23 protein-coding genes are annotated in these 23,997 nt (G+C 69.8%); 15 read left to right on the top strand and 8 right to left on the bottom strand.

Annotated elements, in window-relative coordinates; translation table 11 throughout:
• Nucleotides 1–28: 28 nt before the first annotated feature.
• Genes Q2100_RS13430 through Q2100_RS13420 form a run of 3 tightly spaced genes read right to left on the bottom strand, consistent with a single transcriptional unit; the run spans nucleotide 29 to nucleotide 2,492 of the window.
• Nucleotides 29–481, bottom strand: a complete 453-nt coding sequence (locus tag Q2100_RS13430; protein WP_302914464.1) for a PaaI family thioesterase — start codon at nucleotides 479–481, stop codon at nucleotides 29–31.
• Entirely contained in the window at nucleotides 478–1,272 is a 795-nt protein-coding gene (locus tag Q2100_RS13425; RefSeq protein WP_302914463.1) for an enoyl-CoA hydratase-related protein, read from the bottom strand. Before Q2100_RS13425 ends, Q2100_RS13430 begins: the two co-directional genes overlap by 4 nt.
• Nucleotides 1,269–2,492 (bottom strand): CaiB/BaiF CoA transferase family protein, encoded by a 1,224-nt coding sequence (locus tag Q2100_RS13420; protein ID WP_302914462.1) that lies wholly within the window; start codon nucleotides 2,490–2,492, stop codon nucleotides 1,269–1,271. Before Q2100_RS13420 ends, Q2100_RS13425 begins: the two co-directional genes overlap by 4 nt.
• A gap of 154 nt (nucleotides 2,493–2,646) precedes the next feature.
• Between Q2100_RS13420 and Q2100_RS13415 the strand changes: the two genes are divergently transcribed.
• From Q2100_RS13415 to argH, 10 genes are all read left to right on the top strand, one after another.
• Nucleotides 2,647–3,480: an IclR family transcriptional regulator gene (locus tag Q2100_RS13415; RefSeq protein ID WP_302914461.1), complete on the top strand. Its 834-nt coding sequence runs from the start codon at nucleotides 2,647–2,649 to the stop codon at nucleotides 3,478–3,480.
• A gap of 186 nt (nucleotides 3,481–3,666) precedes the next feature.
• Complete coding sequence (locus Q2100_RS13410) at nucleotides 3,667–5,055, top strand: flavin monoamine oxidase family protein (protein ID WP_302914460.1); 1,389 nt, start codon at nucleotides 3,667–3,669, stop codon at nucleotides 5,053–5,055.
• 52 nt (nucleotides 5,056–5,107) lie between these two features.
• Nucleotides 5,108–6,142 carry an N-acetyl-gamma-glutamyl-phosphate reductase gene (argC, locus tag Q2100_RS13405; protein ID WP_407667618.1) on the top strand — a complete coding sequence of 345 codons (1,035 nt, stop codon included), beginning with the start codon at nucleotides 5,108–5,110 and terminating at the stop codon, nucleotides 6,140–6,142.
• Complete coding sequence (gene argJ / locus Q2100_RS13400) at nucleotides 6,139–7,389, top strand: bifunctional glutamate N-acetyltransferase/amino-acid acetyltransferase ArgJ (protein WP_302914458.1); 1,251 nt, start codon at nucleotides 6,139–6,141, stop codon at nucleotides 7,387–7,389. The genes argC and argJ overlap by 4 nt, the downstream gene beginning before the upstream one ends.
• Nucleotides 7,386–8,288, top strand: coding sequence for an acetylglutamate kinase (gene argB / locus Q2100_RS13395; RefSeq protein WP_302914457.1), 903 nt, complete (start codon nucleotides 7,386–7,388; stop codon nucleotides 8,286–8,288). The genes argJ and argB overlap by 4 nt, the downstream gene beginning before the upstream one ends.
• Nucleotides 8,289–8,293: 5 nt before the next feature.
• Nucleotides 8,294–9,469: an acetylornithine transaminase gene (locus tag Q2100_RS13390; protein WP_302914471.1), complete on the top strand. Its 1,176-nt coding sequence runs from the start codon at nucleotides 8,294–8,296 to the stop codon at nucleotides 9,467–9,469.
• A complete protein-coding gene (argF, locus tag Q2100_RS13385; protein WP_302914456.1) occupies nucleotides 9,466–10,392 on the top strand; it encodes an ornithine carbamoyltransferase in 927 nt (308 codons plus the stop codon). The genes Q2100_RS13390 and argF overlap by 4 nt, the downstream gene beginning before the upstream one ends.
• A gap of 7 nt (nucleotides 10,393–10,399) precedes the next feature.
• A complete protein-coding gene (locus Q2100_RS13380) occupies nucleotides 10,400–10,879 on the top strand; it encodes an arginine repressor (protein ID WP_264013376.1) in 480 nt (159 codons plus the stop codon).
• Between the two features lie 15 nt (nucleotides 10,880–10,894).
• A complete protein-coding gene (locus tag Q2100_RS13375; protein ID WP_302914455.1) occupies nucleotides 10,895–12,097 on the top strand; it encodes an argininosuccinate synthase in 1,203 nt (400 codons plus the stop codon).
• Complete coding sequence (argH, locus tag Q2100_RS13370; protein WP_302914454.1) at nucleotides 12,094–13,524, top strand: argininosuccinate lyase; 1,431 nt, start codon at nucleotides 12,094–12,096, stop codon at nucleotides 13,522–13,524. Before Q2100_RS13375 ends, argH begins: the two co-directional genes overlap by 4 nt.
• Before the next feature lie 3 nt (nucleotides 13,525–13,527).
• Here argH and Q2100_RS13365 read toward each other — a convergent pair whose 3' ends face one another.
• Nucleotides 13,528–13,977, bottom strand: coding sequence for a TIGR03618 family F420-dependent PPOX class oxidoreductase (locus Q2100_RS13365; protein ID WP_302914453.1), 450 nt, complete (start codon nucleotides 13,975–13,977; stop codon nucleotides 13,528–13,530).
• Between the two features lie 26 nt (nucleotides 13,978–14,003).
• On the bottom strand, nucleotides 14,004–15,752 hold the full coding sequence (locus tag Q2100_RS13360) for an ABC-F family ATP-binding cassette domain-containing protein (protein ID WP_264013372.1): 1,749 nt from the start codon (nucleotides 15,750–15,752) through the stop codon (nucleotides 14,004–14,006).
• A 101-nt stretch (nucleotides 15,753–15,853) separates the two neighbouring features.
• On the opposite strand from Q2100_RS13360, the gene Q2100_RS13355 reads away from it, so the two are divergent.
• The 3 genes from Q2100_RS13355 to Q2100_RS13345 all read left to right on the top strand — a co-directional run bounded on the left by Q2100_RS13355 (nucleotide 15,854) and on the right by Q2100_RS13345 (nucleotide 19,726).
• Nucleotides 15,854–18,874 carry an acyl-CoA synthetase gene (locus Q2100_RS13355; protein ID WP_302914452.1) on the top strand — a complete coding sequence of 1,007 codons (3,021 nt, stop codon included), beginning with the start codon at nucleotides 15,854–15,856 and terminating at the stop codon, nucleotides 18,872–18,874.
• A gap of 91 nt (nucleotides 18,875–18,965) precedes the next feature.
• Entirely contained in the window at nucleotides 18,966–19,511 is a 546-nt protein-coding gene (locus Q2100_RS13350) for a hypothetical protein (RefSeq protein ID WP_302914451.1), read from the top strand.
• An 8-nt stretch (nucleotides 19,512–19,519) separates the two neighbouring features.
• The gene (locus Q2100_RS13345) at nucleotides 19,520–19,726 is read left to right on the top strand and encodes a Trm112 family protein (RefSeq protein WP_264013443.1); all 207 of its coding nucleotides are present in this window, start codon (nucleotides 19,520–19,522) and stop codon (nucleotides 19,724–19,726) included.
• Here Q2100_RS13345 and Q2100_RS13340 read toward each other — a convergent pair.
• From Q2100_RS13340 to Q2100_RS13330, 3 genes are read right to left on the bottom strand one after another with little or no spacing between them, the layout of a single operon-like run.
• Nucleotides 19,717–20,346, bottom strand: a complete 630-nt coding sequence (locus Q2100_RS13340) for a TetR/AcrR family transcriptional regulator (RefSeq protein ID WP_302914450.1) — start codon at nucleotides 20,344–20,346, stop codon at nucleotides 19,717–19,719. The two genes, Q2100_RS13345 and Q2100_RS13340, sit on opposite strands and share 10 nt — an antisense overlap.
• A complete protein-coding gene (locus tag Q2100_RS13335) occupies nucleotides 20,343–21,167 on the bottom strand; it encodes an ABC transporter permease (RefSeq protein WP_302914449.1) in 825 nt (274 codons plus the stop codon). Before Q2100_RS13335 ends, Q2100_RS13340 begins: the two co-directional genes overlap by 4 nt.
• Nucleotides 21,095–21,865: an ABC transporter ATP-binding protein gene (locus Q2100_RS13330; protein WP_302914448.1), complete on the bottom strand. Its 771-nt coding sequence runs from the start codon at nucleotides 21,863–21,865 to the stop codon at nucleotides 21,095–21,097. The genes Q2100_RS13335 and Q2100_RS13330 overlap by 73 nt, the downstream gene beginning before the upstream one ends.
• A gap of 58 nt (nucleotides 21,866–21,923) precedes the next feature.
• Here Q2100_RS13330 and Q2100_RS13325 point away from each other — a divergent pair, with 58 nt between their 5' ends.
• Together Q2100_RS13325 and tyrS are read left to right on the top strand one after the other, a co-directional pair.
• Nucleotides 21,924–22,550, top strand: a complete 627-nt coding sequence (locus tag Q2100_RS13325; protein ID WP_302914447.1) for a DNA-3-methyladenine glycosylase — start codon at nucleotides 21,924–21,926, stop codon at nucleotides 22,548–22,550.
• 18 nt (nucleotides 22,551–22,568) lie between these two features.
• A complete protein-coding gene (gene tyrS, locus Q2100_RS13320; protein ID WP_302914446.1) occupies nucleotides 22,569–23,846 on the top strand; it encodes a tyrosine--tRNA ligase in 1,278 nt (425 codons plus the stop codon).
• Nucleotides 23,847–23,997: the final 151 nt, after the last annotated feature.

Genomic DNA, 23,997 nt, shown 5'->3' with positions numbered 1-23,997 from the left:
GTTGAGTGGTGGGCGGGAGCCTGGGTTCTCAGGTGGTGGCGTCGTGGCGGAACCACGAGCCGCTGGCGGTGGCGACGAGGCGGCCCGCGGTGTCGTGCATGTGGGACTCCAGCTGCACGATCCGCCGGCCGCCGTGGACGACGCGGCCCGTGCACGTCACGTCGGTGCGCACAGCCCGCAGGAATCGCACCTGCATCTCGATGGTCGAACCGGCCGACAGGTAGCGCTGGCAGGCGTGGCCCATCGAGATGTCCAGCGCGGTGGACAGCACACCGCCGTGCATGGCGCCCCCGGCATTGCACAGGTGGCGGGCGAACGGCAGGCGCACCACGCAGGCCTTGTCGTCGTCGACGTAGTCGATCGACAGGCCGAGGAAGTGGATGAGGAAGTACCGGCCGAATTCCGGCTCGGCTATGCCGGCGGCGTACTGGGCGGCACCCACCGGATCGGTGGGCCGGACAGCGGGATCGGTGGCGGTCATGACCAGGTGAACCTCGGGGGACGCTTCTCCAGGAACGACCGGACGCCCTCGGCGTAGTCGTCGGTGTCGAAGGACGAGTTGCGGATGCCGGTGGTCACCTCGTCGTCGGAGGTCTGCCCGCTGAGCACGAGGTCGACGATCCGCTTCGACGACCGGACGCTGTACTGAGCGCGGGTGGTGACGAGGCGGGCGAATTCGTAGGTGTGCTTCTCCAGGTCGTCGGCGGGCACGAGCTCGTCGATCAGGCCGAGGCGCAGCGCCTCCTCGGCGTGGACGTGCTGTCCGGCGAACAGGATCCACTTCGCGCGGGACGGCCCGACGACGTCGACGAGTCGTTTGGTCGATTCCAGGCTGTAGACCAGGCCGAGCTTCGCCGGGGTGATGCCGAACCGGGACCGTTCGTCGGCGAACCGGATGTCGCACGCCAGCGCGAGACCGCAGCCACCGCCGATGGCGTAGCCGTGCACCATCGCGATGGTGGGCTTGGCGCAGCCCTCGACGGCGTGTTCGGCCGCCGCGACGTGCTCGTTGTAGGCCTTGGCGGCGTCACTGTTGCCGCGGACCTCCTCGAACTCGCTGATGTCGGCGCCGGAGGCGAAGCTGCGGGTGCCTGCCCCGCGCAACACCACGACCTTGACCGCCGGGTCGGCGTCCAGTTCGGCGAACACCTCGGGGATGCGGCGGTACATGGTCAGGGCGATCGCGTTGTGGCTGTCGATGTTGTCGAGCACGACGGTGGCGATCGCCGGGGTCTCGTCGTCCCGTTCGACGCGGATCGTCTTGTCGCTCATGCGGTTCTTCCCTTCTGCAGGTCCGGGTGGGCGTCGTAGAGGATGCCGTCGGTGAAGAGGCGGTCGATCTCGTCGCCGCCGATGCCCAGCTCGGACAGCACCGAGGCGGTGTGCTGGCCCAGCCAGGGAGCCGGTGCGCGCACGCTGAATTCGAGGTCGGAGAACCGGGTCGGCGGGGCGATGGTCTTCATCGGCCCGATGATCGGGTGCTCGAGGTCGACGATCATGCCGCGCGCCTGCACGTGCGGATCGTCGAGCGTCTCGTCGTAGGTGAGCACCGGCCCGCCGGGGACGCCGGCGGTGTCCATCCGGTCGACCCACGCGCTGGTGGGCAGGGTGGTGGTGATCGCTTCGATCTCCTCCTCGAGCTCGTCGAGGTGGTTCATCCGTGCGGGCAGGTCGATGAAGCGCGGGTCGTCGGCCCAGTCCGGGCGCTTCAGCACGTCGTTGATCAGCCGCTGCCACAGCCGGTCGGTGTTGGCGCCGATCGTCACGTAGCCGTCGGCGGTGCGGTAGGCCTGGTAGGGAGCGGATCGCCGGTGCCGAGTGCCCGTCTGCGCCGGGGTCTCACCGTTGCCGAAGTAGGCGCCGGACTCCCAGACCGTCCAGGCCAGGCCGGCGTCGACGAGCGAGATGTCGATGTACTGGCCCTCGCCGGTCTGCCGCCGGTTGAGTTCCGCCGCGAGGATCGAGTAGATCGCGGTGGCGCCTGCGGCGATGTCGTTGATCGCGATGCCGACCTTGGTGGGCTTGCCGTCGGGCTGACCGGTCATCCGCAGGAACCCGCCGATGCCCTGGGCCATGATGTCGAATCCCGGCCGGTCACGGTATGGGCCGGTCTGGCCGAACCCGCTGATCGAGCAGTACAGGATGTCCTCGCGGACGGCGCGGATGGCGTCGTAGTCGATGCCGAGACGCCGGGTCACGCCGGGCCGGAAGTTCTCGATCACCAGGTCGGCGCCCGCCGCGAGCTCGTGGAACAGCTCGCGTCCGCGGTCGGACTTGAGGTCCAGCGCGACCGACCGCTTGCTGCGGTTAGGCATTGCGAACGGGTAGCTCTCGCCGTTGACCTTCGGCGCCATCCGGCGCGAGTCGTCTCCCGTGCCCGGCTGTTCGATCTTGATGACGTCGGCGCCGAGTTCGGCCAACACCATCGTGCAGTAGGGACCCGACAGGAATCTCGTCAGGTCGAGGACTCGGAATCCGCTGAGTGGTCGCATTGATCCTTCCCGTATTGTGGGATATGTTTTGCGCATTGCAGAAAGGCTAGGACGGTGAGCGCGATCACGTCAAGTGGTTCGAGAGACGTGGATCACTGTGCAAACGGCCGGACGGACTGTCAGAGTGGGACGACACGGAGGGGTGACCGGGGCGATGGAAAGTACTGAGGGCAGCGCAGATGTGCAGCGGCGCAACGGAGTTCAGTCGATAGATCGAGCGGTGGCGATCCTGCGGTGCTTCAGCGGGCGCACGCCCGAGCTGGGAATCAGCGAACTCGCCCGATCGACCGGCCTGTCGACCAGCACGGTGCACCGGCTGCTGGCGGCGATGCAGGAGAACCACCTCGTGCGTCAGACCGGCGCCAAGCGGTACGGCCTCGGCCCCTTCCTGCTGCAGCTGGCCAATTCGGGCGCGATGCCGCGAACGCTGCGCGAGGCGGCGCTGCCGTTCATGACCGATCTGCGCGATGAACTCGACGAGACGATCGGTCTGCACGAGTTGCTGCGGACCGGCCACCGCATCGTCGCCGCCCAGGTGGAGAGCCACCAGGAACTGCGCCGGACCTACACCGACATCGGCGTGCCGATCCGGCTGGTCTACGGCGGCCCCGGCAAGGCCATCCTGTGTGCGATGCCGGCCGAGGAGCGTGAGCGCCACCTCGGCGAGCGGATCGACGCGATGACCGCCACCACCACCGTCGACCCCGAACTGCTGCGCCGTGAACTGGAGCTGGCCCGCGCGCGTGGCTATGCCGAGTCGCGGGGCCAGCGCACGGTCGGGATCTGCGCGGTGGCCTCGCCGGTGTTCGACCACAGCCAGCGGGTGATCGGTGCGCTCGGCGCGTCGGTGCCCGAGGTGCGGATGAGCGCCGAGCGCACCGACCACATCGGAACCCGCGTGCGTGAGGTGGCGTGGGACCTCTCGACGGCGCTTGGCGCCTCGGTCGACGGCGTCCGCGCCGCGGTGCCCGGCCTCCGGCTGGGGTGACGGCGGGGTCCGCGACCGCTGGCGATGCTTGCCGAGCGAACTCCCTCCGGTGTGCCGCATCGCTGCACCGGTCGAAACATGCTGTGGTGGATCGGTATTCGTGCTCCGCAAGGGCACAGTCAAGGACTATTGACGTTTGCGGTAATTCAGGCGTAGCGTCCCGTCAATCTGGGTGAGGAGCGGGCCATGCCGGATGTCGACGTCTGTGTGGTGGGTGCCGGGTTCGCCGGCCTGACGGCGGCCCTTCGCCTCACGCAGGCGGGTCACTCGGTGGCGGTGCTCGAGGCACGCGACCGGATCGGTGGCCGCACCTTGACCGAGCAACGCGACGACGGTAGTTACCTCGACCACGGCGGCACCTGGGTCGGTCCCGGCCAGGACCGGGTGTACGCACTGATGAACGAGTTCGGCGTCCCGGCCTTCAAGCAGTTCGTCGACGGCGAGGCGATGATGGTCGTCGACGGCAGGCAGTACCGCTACAGCGGAACCATTCCGTGGAGCATGAACCCGTTGGTGTCTGTCAATCTCGGTGCGGCTTTCCTCGAGTTGAGGCGCATGTGCCGAGCCGTCCCGGTGCACGCGCCGTGGGCGGCGCCGAAGGCCGACAAATGGGATCGAACGACGTTGGCGCAGTGGCTCGACCGCACGGTGCCGATGCGCCAGGCCCGGCAACTGCTGGGGATGGCGCTGGCCGGCACCTACACCTCGGCGCCGTCGGAGATCTCGATGCTGTTCGTCGTCGCACAGTTGGCCTCCGCGGGCGGTCCCGACTTCGTGCTCGGTGTCCAGAACGGGGCCGAGGACGCCCGCCCGGTCGGCGGAATGGGCGCCGTCTACCGCGCCGTCGCCGCCGCAGTCGCCGGCGATATCCACCTCGAGCAGCCGGTCCGCTCGATCCGTCAGGACGCCGACGGTGTAACGGTCCGTTCCGATGGGTCGTCGGTGCGGACGAAGCGGGTGATAGTCGCGGTGCCGCTGGCGATCGCCAGCCACATCGACTACGAGCCGATGCTGCCCACCGACCGGTCGTTCCTGCACCAGCGGATGCCGACGGGCGCCGTATTGAAGACCCACGTCATCTATGACGAGCCCTTCTGGCGCGACGACGGTCTCACCGGTCAGTCCGCGGCGCCCGGCACCGCCGCCTCTGTGACCCTGGACGCGTGCACGCACGAGGGCAGGCCCGGCGTGCTGTGCGTGGTCGCCGAGGGTCCGCACGCCAGGCAGCTGTCGCGGATGTCCGGAGCGGACCGGCGGTCGGCGGTGCTGGAGGCCCTGACCGCGAGATTCGGGCGCAAAGCGGGTGCGCCCGTCGACTACACCGAACAGAACTGGACGGTGGAGCGCTACTCCGGCGGCGGCATGATCAGTCACGCGCCACCCGGGGTGCTGACCGAGTTCGGCCACGCGCTGCGCGAACCTTGCGGCCGGATCCACTGGGCTGGCACCGAGTCGGCCGATGTGATGATGGGGTTCGTCGACGGCGCCGTCCGATCCGGTGAGCGGGCGGCCCGCGAGGCAATCGCGGGTCTGAGCGGTACGCTGCCCGCTGCGCCGCCCCTGGCGATGGCGTAGCCCTGTCAGAATTGGTTTGCATTCGACTGCATAACCATGCATGCTTTCGTGCATGACTTCTGTGGCGGTCGCCGGGGCCAGCGGGTACGCCGGCGGAGAGATCCTGCGCCTGCTCCTCGGGCACCCGGCCTATGCCGACGGCCGGCTCACCATCGGTGCGCTGACCGCGGCGGCCAGCGCCGGCACCAGCCTGGCCGAACACCACCCGCATCTGCTGCCGCTCGCCGGCCGGGTGCTCGAGGCGACGTCGGCCGAGGTGCTCGCCGGCCACGACGTGGTCTTCCTCGGCCTCCCGCACGGTCACTCCGCCGCCCTGGCCGAGGAACTCGGCGACGACACGCTGATCGTCGACTGCGGCGCCGACTTCCGGCTCACCGACGCCGACGACTGGGTCCGGTTCTACGGATCCGCCCATGCGGGCAGCTGGCCCTACGGGCTGCCCGAACTGCCCGGCGGGCGTGACCGGTTGCGCGGCGCCAAGCGCATCGCCGTCCCCGGCTGCTATCCGACAGCGGCGCTGCTGGCGCTGCTGCCCGCCGTCGCCGCCGATCTGGTCGAGCCCGCCGTCACCGTCGTCGCCGTCAGCGGCACCTCGGGCGCGGGCCGGGCGGCCAAGACCGACCTGCTCGGCGCCGAGGTGATCGGCTCTGCGCGCGCCTACAACGTCGGCGGCAGGCACCGGCACACCCCGGAGATCGCCCAGGGCCTGCGGGCCGTCACCGAGCGGGACGTCACGGTGTCGTTCACCCCGGTCCTGATCCCCACCTCGCGCGGGATCCTGGCCACGTGCACCGCGCGCACCGACGCGCCGCTGTCCGAGCTGCGCGCGGCGTACGAGAAGGCCTACGACGGTGAGCCGTTCGTGCACCTGCTGCCCGAGGGGCGGCTGCCCACCACCGGGTCGGTGATCGGCAGCAACGCCGCGCAACTGGCCGTCGCGGTCGACGAGGACGCGCACACCTTCATCGCCATCGCCGCCATCGACAACCTGGTCAAGGGCACCGCAGGCGCGGCGGTGCAGTCGATGAACCTCGCGCTCGGCTGGCCCGAGACCGAGGGCCTGTCGATCGTGGGGGTGGCGCCGTGACCACGAACGACACCACAACCACGAACGACACGACAACCACGAACGACACGACCACCCGGCTGCTGCGCACCCAGGGCGTCACCGCGCCCGCCGGTTTCCGCGCCACCGGCGTCGCCGCTGGCATCAAGGCCTCCGGCGCACGGGATCTGGCGCTGGTGTTCAACGAAGGCCCCGACCACGCGGCGGCGGGAGTGTTCACCCGCAACCAGGTCAAGGCCGCGCCGGTGCTGTGGACCCGCCAGGTGCTCACCACCGGCCGGTTGCGGGCGGTGGTGCTCAATTCCGGCGGCGCCAATGCGTGCACCGGCCCACTGGGATTCCAGGACAGCCACGCCACCGCCGAGGCCGTCGCCGCGGCGCTCTCGGACTGGGGCACCGAGACCGGCGCGATCGAGGTCGCCGTCTGCTCCACCGGCCTGATCGGTGACCGCCTGCCGATGGACCGGGTACTCGGCGGCATCACCGAGGCGGTGCACGAACTCGCGGGTGGACTGGCCGGCGGCGAAGATGCGGCGCGCGCCATCATGACCACCGACACGGTGCCCAAGCAGGTGGCGCTGCACCACCCCGACAAGTGGACCATCGGCGGGATGGCCAAGGGCGCGGGCATGCTGGCGCCGTCGCTGGCCACCATGTTGTGCGTGCTGACCACCGATGCGGTGGCGGGTTCGGACGCCCTGCGCGACGCACTGCACCGCGCCGCCGCCCTGACCTTCGACCGGCTCGACGTCGACGGCAGCTGTTCCACCAACGACACCGTCCTGCTGCTCGCGTCGGGAGCCAGCGAGATCGCGCCCAGCCAGGACGAACTCGACGACGCCGTGCTGCGGGTGTGCGACGACCTGTGCGCCCAGCTGCAGGCCGACGCCGAGGGGGTGACCAAGCGGGTGTCGGTCACTGTCACCGGCGCACCCACCGAGGCCGACGCGCTGACCGCGGCGCGGCTGGTCGCCCGCGACAGCCTGGTCAAGACCGCGCTGTTCGGGTCGGACCCGAACTGGGGCCGGGTGCTGGCAGCGGTGGGCATGGTGCCGTTCACCATCGACCCCGATCGGATCACCGTGTCGTTCAACGGCTTTCCAACGTGCGTGAACGGTGCGGGGGCGCCCGGCGCCCGCGACGTCGACCTGTCCGGCGAGGAGATCGACGTGGTCATCGACCTCGCTCTCGGCGGGGGCGCGGCCACCGTGCGCACCACCGACCTGTCGCACGGCTACGTCGAAGAGAACTCGGCCTACAGCTCATGACGTCCCCTGATGTCGCCGGCCGGCCGGCCCCGCTCGGCACCCCGGTCAAGGCCAAGGTCCTGGCCGAGGCGCTGCCGTGGCTCACACGACTGCACGGGAAGATCGTCGTGGTCAAGTACGGCGGCAACGCCATGACCGACGACCTGCTCAAGGCGGCGTTCGCGGCGGACATGGTGTTCCTGCGCAACTGCGGCATCCACCCGGTGGTGGTGCACGGCGGGGGCCCGCAGATCAGCGCCATGCTGAAGAGGCTCGGCGTGCCGGGCGATTTCAAGGGCGGCTTCCGGGTCACCACCCCCGAGGTGCTCGACATCGCGCGGATGGTGCTGTTCGGCCAGGTGGGTCGCGAACTGGTCGGGCTGATCAACGCGCACGGTCCCTACGCGGTCGGCATCACCGGCGAGGACGCCCACCTGTTCACCGCGGTGCGGCGCAGCGTGCTCGTCGACGGTGTCGACACCGACATCGGCCTGGTGGGCGACGTCGACAAGGTCAGCACCGACGCGGTGCTCGACCTGATCGGCGCCGGACGCATCCCCGTGGTGTCGACCATCGCCCCCGACGTCGACGGCGTGGTGCACAACATCAACGCCGACACCGCGGCCGCGGCTCTGGCCGAGGCGCTGCACGCCGAGAAACTGCTGATGCTCACCGATGTCGAGGGCCTCTACACCGACTGGCCGAACCGCGACTCGCTGGTCTCCGAGATCGACGCCGCGTCACTCACTCAACTGCTGCCGAGGCTGGAGGCCGGGATGGTGCCCAAGATCGAGGCCTGCCTGCGCGCCGTCGCCGGCGGCGTTCCCAGCGCGCACGTCATCGACGGCCGCGTGGAGCACTGCGTGCTGGGCGAGTTGTTCACCGACGAGGGGACGGGCACGAAGGTGGTACCGGCATGAGCGAATTGACGCTGCAGGAGCGGTGGTCCGCGGTCATGATGGACAACTACGGCACCCCGCCGCTGGCCCTCGTCAGCGGTGACGGCGCAGTGGTCACCGACGCCGACGGCAAGACCTACATCGATCTGCTCGGCGGTATCGCGGTCAACGTGCTCGGGCACCGCCATCCCGCGGTCATCGAGGCCGTCACCCGCCAGCTCGACACGCTCGGACACACGTCGAACCTGTACGCCACCGAACCCGGCATCGCCTTGGCCGAGCAATTGGTCCGGCTGCTCGGCGCGCCGGCGCGGGTGTTCTTCTGCAACTCCGGCACCGAGGCCAACGAGGTCGCGTTCAAGATGACGCGGCTCACCGGACGCACCAAAATCGTTGCTGCGCAAGGCGCCTTCCACGGCCGGACGATGGGCTCGCTGGCACTGACCGGTCAGCCGAGCAAGCAGGCGCCGTTCGCGCCGCTGCCGGGCGACGTGACCCACGTCCGCTACGGCGACACCGACGAGCTCGCCGCGGCGATCGACGACGACACCGCCGCGGTGTTCCTCGAACCGATCATGGGGGAGGGTGGCGTCGTCGACCCGGGCCCGCAGTACCTGAGCGTGGCGCGCGATCTCACCCATCGGCACGGCGCCCTGCTGGTGCTCGACGAGGTGCAGACCGGGATGGGCCGCACCGGGACGTTCTTCGCCCACCAGCGCGACGGCGTCACCCCCGACATCGTCACCCTGGCCAAGGGACTGGGCGGCGGGCTGCCCATCGGCGCCTGCCTGGCGGTCGGGGCGGCCGGCGACCTGCTCACCCCCGGCCTGCACGGCAGCACCTTCGGCGGCAACCCGGTGTGCACCGCCGCGGCGCTGGCCGTGCTGAAGGCTCTCGCCGACGAACACCTCGTCGAACGTGCCGGCCAGCTCGGCAAGACACTGCACGACGGCATCGGGTCGCTGAATCACCCGCTCGTCGACCACGTCCGCGGCCGCGGACTGCTGTGCGGTATCGCGCTCACCGCGCCCGCGGGCAAGGCGGTCGAATCCGCCGCCCGCGACGCCGGTTTCCTGGTCAACGCCGCCGCGCCCGACGTGATCCGGCTCGCGCCGCCGCTGGTCATCACCGACGCGCAGATCGAACAGTTCCTGACCCTTCTTCCGGCGGTCCTCGACACGGGTGCGGAGGCGACGAGATGACCCGGCACTTCCTGCGCGACGACGACCTGACCCCCGAGGAGCAGGCCGAGGTGCTGACCCTGGCCGCCGAGCTCAAGAAGGACCCGATGTCGCGGCGCCCGCTCGAGGGTCCGCGCGGCGTGGCGGTGATCTTCGACAAGAACTCGACCAGGACCCGGTTCTCGTTCGAGGTCGGCGTCGCCCAGCTCGGCGGTCACGCCGTGGTCGTCGACGGGCGAAGCACCCAGCTGGGCCGTGAGGAGACCCTCGAAGACACCGGAAAGGTGTTGTCGCGCTACGTCGATGCCATCGTCTGGCGCACCTTCGCCCAGGAGCGCCTGACCGCGATGGCCGCGGGCGCCGACGTGCCGGTGGTCAATGCGCTGTCCGACGAGTTCCATCCCTGCCAGGTGCTCGCCGACCTGCAGACCCTCGCCGAGCGCCGCGGATCCCTTCCGGGACTGCGGATGTCCTACTTCGGTGACGGCGCCAACAACATGGCCCACTCGTTGATGCTGGGCGGCGTGACGGCGGGCATGCACGTCACCATCGCCGCGCCGGTGGGATTCGAGCCGCACCCGATGTTCACCGCGGCCGCCAGGGAGCGGGCCGAGCAGACCGGTGCGACGGTCACCGTCACGGCCGACCCACACGCGGCCGCCGACGGCGCCGACGTGCTGGTCACCGACACGTGGACGTCGATGGGTCAGGAGAACGACGGCCTCGACCGGGTGCGGCCGTTCCGGCCGTTCCAGATCAACGAGGCGCTGGTCGACCGTGCGGACGCCGACGCCGTGGTGCTGCACTGCCTGCCCGCCCACCGTGGACACGAGATCACCGACGAGGTGATCGACGGGCCGCACAGCGCGGTGTGGGACGAGGCCGAGAACCGGTTGCACGCCCAGAAGGCGCTGCTGGTGTGGCTGCTGGAGAAGTCGCGATGAGGGTGCCGTGACCTCGGCCGCGACCAGGGCAGGCCGTCAGGCCAGGATCGTGACGATCCTGTCGTCGAATTCGGTGCGCAGCCAGGGTGAGCTGGCGGCGATGCTGGCCGACGAGGGCATCGACGTCACCCAGGCCACGCTGTCGCGGGACCTGGAGGAGCTCGGCGCGGTCAAGCTGCGCGGCGCCGACGGCGGCGTCGGCGTCTATGTGGTGCCCGAGGACGGCAGCCCGGTGCGCGGCGTATCCGGCGGCACCGAACGGGTCACCCGCCTGCTCGGCGACCTGCTGGTGTCGACCGACGCCAGCGGCAACCTGGCGGTGCTGCGTACGCCGCCTGGCGCGGCGCACTACCTCGCGGCCGCGCTGGACCGTGCGGCACTGCCCTACGTCGTCGGCACCGTCGCCGGCGACGACACCATCCTGTTGGTGGCCCGCGAACCCATGACGGGCGCCGAGCTGGCCACCACCATCGAGAACCTGCGATAAGAGGAGCACACACCCATGTCCGAACGCGTCATCCTGGCGTACTCCGGCGGTCTTGACACGTCCGTGGCGATCAGCTGGATCGGCAAGGAGACCGGCCGCGAGGTGGTGGCGGTCGCCATCGACCTCGGTCAGGGCGGTGAGGACATGTCCGTGGTGCGCCAGCGGGCACTGGACTGCGGCGCCGTCGAGGCCGTCGTCGTCGACGCCCGCGACGAGTTCGCCGAGCAGTACTGCCTGCCGGCGATCCAGTCCAACGCCCTCTACATGGACCGCTACCCGCTGGTGTCGGCGCTCAGCCGGCCGCTGATCGTCAAACACCTCGTCGAGGCGGCGCGGGAACACGGCGGCGGCATCGTCGCCCACGGCTGCACCGGAAAGGGCAACGACCAGGTCCGCTTCGAGGTCGGATTCGCCTCGCTGGCACCGGATCTCGAGGTGCTCGCGCCGGTCCGCGACTACGCGTGGACGCGGGAGAAGGCCATCGCCTTCGCAGAGGAGAACGCGATCCCGATCAACGTGAGCAAGCGGTCGCCGTTCTCGATCGACCAGAACGTGTGGGGTCGCGCGGTGGAGACCGGCTTCCTCGAGCACCTGTGGAACGCCCCGACCAAGGACGTCTACGACTACACCGAGGACCCGACGATCAACTGGAGCAGTCCCGACGAGGTCATCGTCGGGTTCGACAAGGGGGTGCCGGTCTCCATCGACGGTCGGCCGGTGTCGGTGCTGCAGGCGATCGAGGAGCTCAACCGGCGGGCCGGCGCGCAGGGCGTCGGACGTCTCGACGTCGTGGAGGACCGGCTGGTCGGCATCAAGAGCCGCGAGATCTACGAGGCGCCCGGCGCGATGGTCCTGATCACCGCGCACACCGAACTCGAACACGTCACGCTGGAGCGCGAACTCGGCCGGTTCAAGCGCACCACCGACCGCAAGTGGAGTGAGCTGGTGTACGACGGGCTGTGGTTCTCGCCGCTGAAGACCGCGCTCGAGTCTTTCGTCGGCCATACTCAGCAGCACGTCACCGGCGAGATCCGGATGGTGCTGCACGGCGGGCACATCGCCGTCAACGGCCGCCGCAGCGCGGAGTCGCTGTACGACTTCAACCTCGCCACCTACGACGAGGGCGACACGTTCGACCAGTCGTCGGCCAAGGGCTTCGTGCACGTGCACGGACTGTCGTCGAGCATCTCTGCCCGCCGGGACTTGGGCATCAAATGACGCCCGAAGACCGGGGCGCCACCAACGAGGGATCGCTGTGGGGCGGCCGGTTCGCCGACGGGCCCGCCGATGCGCTGGCCGCGCTGAGCAAGTCGACGCATTTCGACTGGGTGCTGGCGCCTTATGACGTCACCGCATCCAAAGCCCATGTGCGGGTGCTTTTCTCGGCAGGTCTGCTGACCGAGGAGCAGCGCGACGGGCTGCTCGTGGGGCTCGACAGCCTGGCCGACGACGTGGCCGACGGCAGCTTCGGCCCGCTGGTCACCGACGAGGACGTGCACGGCGCACTGGAGCGCGGACTGATCGACCGGGTCGGCGCCGACCTGGGCGGGCGACTGCGCGCCGGCCGATCACGCAACGACCAGGTGGCCACCCTGTTCCGGATGTGGCTGCGCGACGCGATCCGCCGCGTCGCCGACGGCGCACTCGAGGTGGTCGGCGCGCTGGCCACGCAGGCCGCCGCCCATCCGACCGCCATCCTGCCGGGCAAGACCCATCTGCAGTCGGCGCAGCCGATCCTGCTGGCCCACCACCTGCTCGCTCACGCCCACCCGCTGCTGCGCGACGTGGATCGGCTGATCGACGCCGACCGGCGAGCCGCGGTGTCGCCGTACGGGTCCGGGGCGCTGGCCGGCTCGTCGCTCGGCCTCGACCCCGACGCCATCGCCGCGGAACTGGGCTTCGCCGCCGCGGCGGACAACTCCGTGGACGCCACCGCCGCCCGCGACTTCGCCGCCGAGGCGGCCTTCGTGCTCGCGATGATCGGGGTCGACCTGTCCCGGCTCGCCGAGGACCTGATCCTGTGGAGCACCACCGAATTCGGCTACGCCACGCTGCACGACGCCTGGTCGACGGGCAGCTCGATCATGCCGCAGAAGAAGAACCCGGACATCGCCGAGCTGGCCCGCGGCAAGTCCGGGCGGCTGATCGGCAACCTGACCGGTCTGCTGGCGACTCTGAAGGCGCAGCCGCTGGCGTACAACCGCGACCTGCAGGAGGACAAGGAGCCGGTCATCGACTCGGTGGCCCAACTCGAACTGCTGCTGCCTGCGATGGCCGGGCTGGTCTCGACGCTGCGCTTCGACGTCGACCGGATGGCCGAGCTGGCGCCGCTGGGGTACACGCTGGCCACCGACGTCGCCGAGTGGCTGGTCCGGCGCGGCGTGCCGTTCCGGGTGGCGCACGAGGCTGCCGGTGTCGCCGTGCGGGCCGCCGAGGCTCGCGGTGTCGGTCTCGAGGAACTCGAGGACGCCGAGTTGAACGGCATCCACCCCGAACTCACCGCGGACGTCCGCGACGTGCTGACGATCGAGGGTTCGGTGAACTCCAGGGACTCCCGCGGCGGGACGGCGCCCGTCCAGGTCGCCAAGCAGCTCAACGTCGTGCGCGACACCGCCGACCGGCTGCGGATCGCCTTGCGGCGGTAGCCGTCACGCGCCGGGATTGGTGTACACGCGCTGTGGGGCGATGAGCACCGCGGTCCGTCGTTCCTCGGCCATCACGCGGTCGTAGGTGTCCCAGTCGTCGTGGTCTCCGCCCGCGGCGGTGAACACCTCGCGCAAGAGCGTCGTGAGGCCCTGGCCGTCGATGTCCGCGTGCGGATCGTCGGGTCCGATGAGCTCGGCACGCCCCTCGACGCTCGCCCACTGCCACCCGGCGCGGGCGACGACGGTGGCCCTCGGGTCGGCGCGCAGATTGCGGAGCTTGAGCGAACCGCCGACGGCGACGAGCCCGACGACCTGCGTACCGGTGACGGGGTGGGCCAGCACTCCGGCGTTCACGACCGAGGACTGGATGCTGCCGTCCCGCCGCAGCGTGCTGAACACGCACAGGCCCTGTTCCCGTGAGATCAGTCCGGTGAAGTCGGGCAGTTCGGCCATGGCGACGACTCTACCGACGTCGCCGACTAGTCCTCGGCCGCCGCCAGCCACGCCTCTTCGAGCTCGTCCTTGCGCGTCTGCAGGTCGTTCAATTCTCCGTTGAGTTCCCCGACCCGCACGTGGTCGGCGGCCGCGTCGGCCATCTTCTCGTGCAGCGCGGCGATCCGTTCGTCGAGCTTGCCGAGCTGATTCTCGATGCGTGCCAACTCTTTTCCAGTGCGGCGTTCCCGGGCCGCGGCCGTCTCGCCCTTGGCCGGCTCGGCGCGGGTCACGGTCGCGGGCGCCGAGGCGCGTTCGGCAAGGTACTGCTCGATCCCGCCGGGGAGCATCACGCACCGGCCGCCACCGGGCAACGCGTAGGTCACGTCAGCCACCCGCTCGAGGAAGTAGCGGTCGTGCGTGACGACGATCAGGGTGCCGGGCCAACCGTCGAGGTAGTCCTCGATCACCGTCAGCGTGTCGATGTCGAGGTCGTTCGTGGGCTCGTCGAGGAGCAGCACGTTGGGTTCGTCGAGCAGCAGGCGCAGGAACTGGAAGCGCCGCCGCTCCCCACCGGAGAGGTCGGCCAGTCGAGTGGTCAGCTTGTCGCCGGTGAAACCGAAGTCCTCCAGAAGCGTCGACGTACTCACCTCGCGTCCACCGGCAAGTTCGGTGATGCGACGGGCCTTCTCCACTGCGTCGAGGACGCGCTGGGTGCCGTCGAGTTCGACCAGCGCCTGACTGAGGTAGCCGATCTTCAGTGTCTTCCCGCGCTTGACGGTGCCCGCCGTCGGGTCCAGCTCGCCGACCAGCAGCTTGAGCACCGAGGACTTTCCGGTGCCGTTGACGCCGACCAGGCCGATGCGGGCGCCGGGGCCGATCGACCAGTCGAGCTTGCTGAGGATCTCCCGCTCGCCGAGCACGAGGTCGACGCGGTGCAGATCGAACACGTCCTTGCCCAGTCGTGCGATGGCGAAGCGCTGCAGCGACAGCGAATCCCGCGGTTCGGGCTCGTTGGCGATCAGGTCGTTGGCGGCCTGGATACGGAATTTCGGCTTCGAGGTCCTGGCGGGCGGTCCGCGCCGCAGCCACGCCAGTTCCTTGCGCATCAGGTTGCGCCTGCGCGACTCCGTGCCCGCCGCGATCCGCATGCGCTCGGCCCGGGCGAGCACATACGCGGCGTATCCGCCTTCGTAGGCGTCGACGGCTCCGTCGTGCACCTCCCAGGTCCTGGTGCAGACGGCGTCGAGGAACCAGCGGTCGTGGCTGACCACCACCAGCGCCTTCGCGTTCCGGGAGGTGAGGTGACCGGCGAGCCAGCCGATCACCTCGACGTCGAGGTGGTTGGTGGGCTCGTCGAGCACGAGCACGTCGTGCCCGGCGATCAGCACCGCCGCCAGCGCCACCCGCCGGCGCTCGCCGCCCGACAGCCGGCCCACCGGGGCGTCGAGGTCGACGTCGGCGAGGAGGTGTTCGACCACCGCGCGGGTGTCCGGTTCGGCCGCCCAGATGTGATCCGGCCTACCGTCGACGATCACCTCGCGGATGGTCGCGCCTGCGGCGAAGTCGTCGCCCTGGCGCAGATACCCGACGGACAGCCCCGACGTGTGGGTGACGCGGCCGGAGTCGGGCCCGGAAACGCCGGTCAGGATGCCCAGCAGGGTCGTCTTGCCGTCGCCATTGCGTCCCACGACACCGATCGCGTCGCCCTCGTCGACGCCCAGGCTCACGGCGTCCAGCAGGGTGCGCGTGCCGTGGGCGACGGTCGCTCGTTCGACGTTGATCAGGTTTGCCATCAGCCGCCGATGATAGGGGTGCGCTGTGCCATGATGACGGGCACTGCGGTCGGCGACTCGGGGGCGGGCCGCGTATCGGCAGCGAAAAAGGGGAGTGTGCGGTGGTTGACCTCTCGGCGTTCACCAGACCGATTGGGCGTCTGGTGGCCACCGCACAGAACGGCCTCGAGGTCCTCCGTTACGGCGGCCTCGAGACCGGCGCCGTCCCATCGCCGTTCCAGATCGTGCAGAGCGTGCCGATGTACCGGCTGCGGCGCTACTTCCCGCCCGATGTCCGGCCCGGCGCCACACCGCCAGGAGCGCCGGTGCTGATGGTGCACCCGATGATGATGTCGGCCGACATGTGGGACGTCACGCGCGACGAGGGCGCCGTCGGCATCCTGCACAAGGCCGGCATCGATCCTTGGGTCATCGACTTCGGCTCGCCGGACAAGGTCGAGGGCGGCATGCAGCGCAACCTCGCCGATCACGTCGTCGCACTGTCGGAGGCCATCGACGTCGTCAAGGAGATCAGCGGGCGCGACGTCCACCTCGCCGGCTACTCGCAGGGCGGGATGTTCGCCTATCAGACCGCGGCGTACCGCCGGTCCAAGGACCTGGCCAGCATCGTGGCGTTCGGCGCACCCGTCGACACGCTGGCCGCGTTACCCATGAACCTGCCCGCCAGCCTCGCGCCCGCGGCGGCCGACTTCATGGCCGACCACGTGTTCAGCCGCATCGACATCCCGGGATGGTTGGCGCGCACCGGTTTCCAGATGCTCGACCCGGTCAAGACGGCGCAGTCGAGGCTGGATTTCCTGCGCCAGCTCCACGACCGCGAGGCGCTGCTCTCGCGCGAACAGCAGCGTCGGTTCCTGGCATCCGAGGGCTGGATCGCCTGGTCCGGCCCGGCGATCGCCGAACTGCTCAAGCAGTTCATCGCGCACAACCGGATGATGAGCGGCGGCTTCTCCATCCGCGGCGACCTGGTGACGCTGTCGGACATCGACTGCCCCGTGCTCGCCGTGGTCGGGGAGGTCGACGACATCGGCCAACCGGCGTCGGTGCGGGGCATCAAGCGAGCCGCCCCACAGGCCGATGTATACGAATACGACATCAGGACAGGTCATTTCGGTCTCGTCGTGGGCTCGAAGGCGGCGACGCAGACCTGGCCGACCGTCGCGGCCTGGGTGAAGTGGCTCGACGGTGACGGCGAGATGCCCGACCTGGTCGCGCCGATGGCGCTGCAACCCGCCGAACACGCCGAGAGCGGTGTCTCGCTGACCTCGCGGGTGACGCACACCGCGACGGCGGCCACCGAGATGGCGTTCGACCTGGCTCGTTCGGCCGCCGGCGCCGTGGTCACCGCGAACAAGTCGGCGCGGACGCTGGCGGTCGAGACCGTCCGCACGCTGCCGAGGCTGGCCCGGCTCGGCCAGATCAACGATCACACCCGGATCTCGCTCGGCCGCATCATGTCCGAGCAGGCGCGGGGTGCGCCCAACGGTGAGTTCCTGCTCTTCGACGGTCGCGTGCACACCTACGAGGCGGTCGACCGTCGCGTCGACAACGTCGTGCGGGGCCTGATCGCGGTGGGTGTCCGCCAGGGCACGCACGTCGGCGTGCTGATGGAGACCCGGCCGAGCGCGCTGGTGGCCATCGCCGCCCTGTCGCGGCTGGGCGCGGTCGCGGTGCTGATGCCGCCCGACGTCGACCTCGGGATGGCTGCCCGGCTCGGGGCCGTCTCCGACGTGATCACCGATCCCACCCATCTCGACGCTGCGCGGCGGCTCTCGCTGCGCGTGCTCGTGCTGGGCGGCGGCGAGTCCCGCGACCTGGAACTGGCCGACGAGGTCGACGTCGTCGACATGGAGCAGATCGACCCGGATGTGGTCGAGCTGCCCGGGTGGTACCGGCCGAACCCCGCACTGGCACGCGACCTCGCGTTCGTCGGATTCAGCACCGTCGGCGGAGCGCTCATCGCCCGGCAGATCACCAACTACCGCTGGGCGCTGTCGGCGTTCGGCACGGCGTCGGCGGCGAACCTGGGACGCGGCGACACGGTGTACTGCCTGACGCCGCTGCACCACCAGTCGGGCCTGCTGGTCAGCCTCGGCGGCGCCGTGGTCGGCGGTTCGCGGATCGCGCTGTCGCGCGGCCTGCGGCCCGACCGGTTCGTCCAGGAGATCCGCCAGTACGGCGTGACGGTGGTGTCCTACACCTGGGCGATGCTCCGCGAGGTCATCGACGATCCGTCGTTCTCCCTGCACGGCAGCCACCCGGTGCGGCTGTTCATCGGCTCCGGCATGCCTGCGGGCGTGTGGCGGCGGGTGGTGGAGGTGTTCGACCCTGCCCGTGTCGTCGAGTTCTTCGCCACCACCGACGGTCAAGCCGTGCTGGCCAACGTCTCGGGCGCCAAGCTGGGCAGCAGCGGACGGCCGCTGCCCGGCGGCGGCCAGGTCGAACTCGCCGCCTACGACCCCGAGGACGACCTCATCCTCGAGGACGAGCGTGGCTTCGTGCGACGGGCCCGGCCCAACGAGGTGGGGGTGCTGTTGGCACACCCGCGCGGCCCGGTTGATCCGACCGCGTCGGTCAAGCGCGGCGTGTTCGCACCGGCCGACACCTGGGTGTCCACCGAGTACCTGTTCCGCCGCGACGACGACGGCGACTTCTGGCTCGTCGACAACCGCAGCGCGATCATCCACACCGCCCGCGGGCCGGTGTTCGCCGCGACGACCAATCAGGCGGCCGCCCGGCTCGGCGCGGTGGATCTGGCGGTGACCTACGGTGTCGAGGCCGGCGGCCAGCTGCTGGCGGTCACTGCCCTGGCGCTGCAGCCCGGAGGCAGTGTCCCGACGGCCGACCTGTCCGACGCGCTGCTGAACCTGCCGGTGGGCAATCCGCCCGACGTCGTCCACGTCGTCGCAGACGTGACGCTGAGTGCGACGTACCGGCCGATGGTCAGCAAGTTGCGCGCCGCAGGCGTCCCGAAACCGTCGCGCCGTAACGCCTGGTACCTCGATCCCGACACCAACAGTTACAAGCGGCTGACAGTGGCCGTGCGTGCCGAGTTGACCGGAGGGCAGGAGGCGTCAGGCGAGGTGAGTGCTCCACAGGACGAACCCCGGGCGCAGCAATGACCTCACGTATCGCACCGTGCCCCACGCCCACCACACTGTTAGGCTCCCGATGGCGGCAGATCGTCGCCACGCCAGGCGTACTGGAGGATCGATGAATACGCTGACCAGCAGCGCTGTCAGGCGCATCGTGATCGGCGGGATCGCCAGTGGCGCGCTGGCCGCCGGCCTGCTCACCGGCGTCGCGGCGCAGACCGCGTCGGCGCAGCCCGCCGACCCGACGGTCGCGGCCGAGGGGCCGAAGAAGTGCACCGGTGAGGCCTGCAAGAAGTCGGAAGTGACGATGACCGCCGACCAGGCGCTGGCGATCATCCACAACGAGTACGCGCTCGGTGACGGGGGAGGACAACTGTCCAAGCTTGTCGATGACGTGATGACGCTCCGGGCTCGGGGCTTCATGCCTTCCAACGCCAACAAGTTGGCGATCCAGAACGCGTTGAACGACCGACCGAATCAGGCGCCGCTGGTGGCGGCGCTGCAACAGACGCTGTCCTACCAGCGCAAACTGATGGCGCAGAACGGCGCTGCGACCCAGCCCGGCAGCGGGCCGACGAACAAGGCGCCGACGTGGCAACCGCCGAGAGGCGATGACGACCGCAACCAGTTCACCGACGGGTGGGACATCAACCCCTACAACTGATGGACGGCATGGTCGACGAAAAGTTGCTCGGCATCCTGGTGTGTCCGCAGGATCGCGGACCGCTGCTCCTGATTGATCAGGAGCTTCTCTACAACCCGCGGTTGAGGCGCGCCTACCGCATCGAAGACGGCATCCCGGTGTTGCTGGTGGACGAGGCGGCCGACATCACCGACGACGCAGAGCACCAGCGTCTGCTCGACCGGGCTCAGGCCTGACCCAGTCCGGGCAGGTCGCCGGTCAGATACCGCTGCAGGTTCGGGCCGATGGTCTCGGCGATCTGTTCGACGGGCAACGAGCTGAACGGTTCGAGTTCGAGGATGTAGCGGGCCATCATCACCCCGACCAACTGCGACGCCACGAACTGGATGCGGATGCGTCCGCTGCCCGGCGGGTCGTCGACCCGGGGGCCGATCTCGACGGCAATCACCTCCTGAAGGAACGAGCGCAACAAGGTCACCTCGGAACCGGCGAGCAGCGACCGCAGCGTCGCGATGAACCCCTTTCCGGCTTCCGAATCCCACAGCGGCAACAGGAGTCTGGGCAACAGATGGCCGATCTGGTCGACCGGGACCTCACGCAGCGGGGTGATGATGTCCATCGGGTCGATCGGCGCCCGGATGGCGGCCGCGAACAACTGCTTCTTGTTGCCGAAGTAGTGGTGCACCAGTGCCGGGTCGACACCGGCTCCTGCCGCGATCGAGCGGATGGAGGTGTTGTTGATGCCGTTGCGGGCGAACAGTTCCCGCGCGCTGTTCAGAATCCGGTCGCGGGTGTCCGACGGCCCGGCCGGCCGGCCGGGCCGTTTGCGGTCGGGCCCGCGGTCGGCAGCCGTCACGGTGTCTTTCGCCGCAGGGTCGCCGCGGCGAGGCACATCGCGACGACGGCGAAGCCGATCACCACGGCGATGTCGCGCGCGGCGGTGGCCGTGAGGTCGGGGTGGGCGCCTACCTCGCGGAGCGCTTCGAGGGCGTAGCTGGCCGGCAGCACGTTGCTGACCCACTGCAGCCATTCCGGCAGCAGGGCGCGGGGCACGATGATCCCGCACAGCAGCAGTTGAGGCACGATCACCACGGGCATGAACTGGACGGCCTGGAACTCGGTGCGCGCGAACGCGCTGCACAGCAGGCCGAGCCCGACACCGAGCACTGCGTTGACGATCGCGATCGCGAACACCAGCAGCGGGCTGCCCGCGGTGTCGAAGCCGAGCAACCAGAACGACACCATGCAGGCGAGCACCGCCTGGGCCGCAGCGGCGACCGAGAAGGCGGTGCCGTAGGCGGCGAGCAGATCGAGTCGGCGCAGGGGAGTGGTGAGGATGCGCTCAAGCGTCCCCGACACCCGCTCGCGCTGCATCGTGATGGAGGTGATCAGGAACATCAGTACCAGGGGGAAGACGCCGAGCATGATCAGGCAGGCGTTGTTGAACGGCGACGGGCTTCCCGGCGGGTGCGGCGCGTTCTGGAACATGAAGTACATCAGCGTGATGACCAGGCTCGGAACCACGAGGATCATCGCCACGCTGCGGTGGTCGGCGGACAGTTGCCGCAGGATTCGGGTGGTGGTGGCGAGATACGCCTGACCGCCTATCCGGCTTCGGCCCTTCGTTCGGTGCTGCGCCGGATGACGGACAGAAACGCTTCCTCCAGTGACGTGCATCCGGTGTCCTCCCGTAGTCGTGCCGGAGTGGTGTGGGCGAGCAGGCGGCCGTCGCGCATCAGCAACAGGTCGTCGCAGTGGTCGGCCTCGTCCATGACGTGGCTGGACACCAACAGGGTGGTGCCTGCCTTCGCCAGCGCGTGGAACTGCTGCCACAGCTCGACGCGAAGCACGGGGTCCAGGCCCACCGTCGGTTCGTCGAGAACCAGCAGATCCGGGTGACACACCAGTGCCGCCGCGAGCGACACCCGGGTGCGCTGACCGCCGGACAAGTTGCCGCACAGCGCTAATCGGTGCTCCTCCAGTCCAACGGCGGCGATCGCACTGTCGGCGTCGTCGGCGTCGGCGCCGTACAGCGCACCGAAGTAGCGGACGTTGTCGAGCACCCGCAGGTCGTCGTAGATGGTCGCGGACTGGGTGACGTATCCGACCCGGCGGCGCAGGGGCGCCGAACCTGCGGGGTGGCCCAGCACGGTCACCGTGCCGCCCGCAACGATCTGCGTTCCTACGATGCTGCGCATCAGCGTCGTCTTCCCGCACCCCGACGGGCCGAGGAGGCCGGTGATCGTGCCGCCGGCGATGGAGACGCTGAGGTCGTCGACCGCCGCACGGTCGCCGCGGATCACCCGGAGGCCTTCGATCACCACCGCGGCGCCGGCGCCTGTCGCGGAAAATTCATCACGCGATGAACTCATCATGTGATGAATAGTGCGCCGCGGCGCGGTGCCGTGTCAAGAACTTCGTAGGATGCAGGCGATGGCCCGAGATTCGCCCACCGCCCACATGCTCGCGGTCGACCCGGTCACCGCGGCGCGGCGCCTGCTCGGCGCGACGCTGATCGGGCGTGACGTCACCGCGCTGATCGTCGAGGTGGAGGCGTACGGCGGGCCTGCCGGTGGGCCGTGGCCGGATGCCTCGGCGCATTCCTACCGCGGTCCCGGCCTCCGTAACGCGGTCATGTTCGGGCCACCCGGCCGGCTCTACGCCTATCGCAGCCACGGCATCCACGTGTGCGCCAACGTGGTCTGCGCCGGGGACGAGGTGGCCGCCGCGGTGCTGCTGCGGGCGGCGACCATCGAATCGGGCGTCGAGGTCGCCGCTCTCCGGCGGGGGCCCGCGGTGAAGCCGGCGGCGTTGGCGCGTGGCCCAGGGAATCTGTGCTCCGCCTTGGGAATCACGATGTCGGACAACGGGATCGACCTGTTCGACCCGTCCGGCCCGATCCGGCTGATCCTCGGCGACGAGTGTGCCGGCATGGCGGGGCCGCGGGTCGGCGTCAGCAAGGCGGCCGACCGGCCCTGGCGGTTCTGGCTGGCGGGCAGGCCCGAGGTGTCGGCCTACCGGCGAAGTCCGCGTGCACCCGTTCCGGGAGGCAGCGACTAGTACGGGAAGATCGACACCGTGACCACCAACGGCATCCTCGACGAGCTCGCATCGCGCGGTCTGGTCGCGCAGTCCACCGACATCGACGCATTGGCCGCCGAGCTGGCGGCCGGTCCGGTGACTGTGTACTCCGGCTTCGACCCGACCGCGCCGAGCCTGCACGCCGGGCACCTGATCCCGCTGCTGACGCTGCGCCGGTTCCAGCAAGCCGGGCACCGGCCCATCGTGCTGGCCGGCGGCGCCACCGGGATGATCGGTGATCCGCGCGACACCGGTGAGCGCACCATGAACACCGCCGACACCGTCGCCGAGTGGTCGGTGCGCATCCGTGGTCAGCTCGAGCGGTTCGTCGAATTCGACGACTCGGCCAGCGGCGCGATCGTCGAGAACAACCTGGACTGGACGGGGCCACTGTCCGCCATCGAGTTCCTGCGTGACGTGGGCAAGTACTTCTCGGTCAACGTGATGCTCGACCGCGACACGGTGCGGCGCAGGCTGGAAGGTGAAGGCATCTCCTACACCGAGTTCAGCTACATGCTGCTGCAGGCCAACGACTACGTGGAGCTGCACCAACGGCACGGCTGCTCACTGCAGATCGGCGGCTCCGACCAGTGGGGCAACATCGTGGCCGGCGTGCGGCTGGTCCGGCAGAAGCTGAATGCGACGGTGCATGCGCTGACCACCCCGCTGGTGACGGACTCCGAGGGCAAGAAGTTCGGGAAGTCGACCGGCGGCGGCAACCTCTGGCTGGACCCGGAGCTGACCTCGCCGTATGCGTGGTATCAGTACTTCATCAACACCACCGATGCAGATGTGGTGCGCTACCTGCGGTGGTTCACGTTCCTGTCGCCCGAGGAGATCGCCGAACTGGCCGCCGCGACCGAGGAACGTCCGCACGAACGCAGCGCGCAGAAACAGCTGGCCAGCGAGTTGACGACACTGGTCCATGGCCGGGCGGCCACCGAAGCGGTCGAACTGGCCAGCCGCGCGCTGTTCGGCCGCGCCGAACTCGGCGACCTCGACGAGCCGACGCTGGGGGCCGCCCTCCGGGAGGCCTCGGTGGCCGAACTCGCCCCGGGCGGCCCGGAAACGATCACCGACCTCCTGGTGGCCGCCGGCCTGTCGCCGAGCAAGGGAGCGGCGCGCCGCACCGTGGGTGAGGGCGGCGTCTACGTCAACAACGTGCGGATCGACAGTGACGAGTGGGCGCCTTCCCCCAACGATTACCTGCACGGCCGTTGGTTGGTACTGCGGCGAGGTAAGCGGAATATCGCCGGGGTGCAGCGCGTTGGATGAACTGGCACGGTAGTACGACTGTGCCGCGAGCCGGCGCACCTCGAAACCGGCCCCTACCTGGGGATTTGACTCCGTGTTTCCACTCACGTAACTTATCTCAGGTCGCCGCGACACGGTCTCCGGACCGGGGAGCGCGGCAGACTCCCAGAGG

The sequence above is a fragment of the Mycolicibacterium arseniciresistens genome (assembly GCF_030519285.1).
GTDB classification, from domain to species: domain Bacteria; phylum Actinomycetota; class Actinomycetes; order Mycobacteriales; family Mycobacteriaceae; genus Mycobacterium; species Mycobacterium arseniciresistens.
Note: the sequence above shows the minus strand (reverse complement) of the source record. Positions and strands in the feature narration are given on the sequence as shown.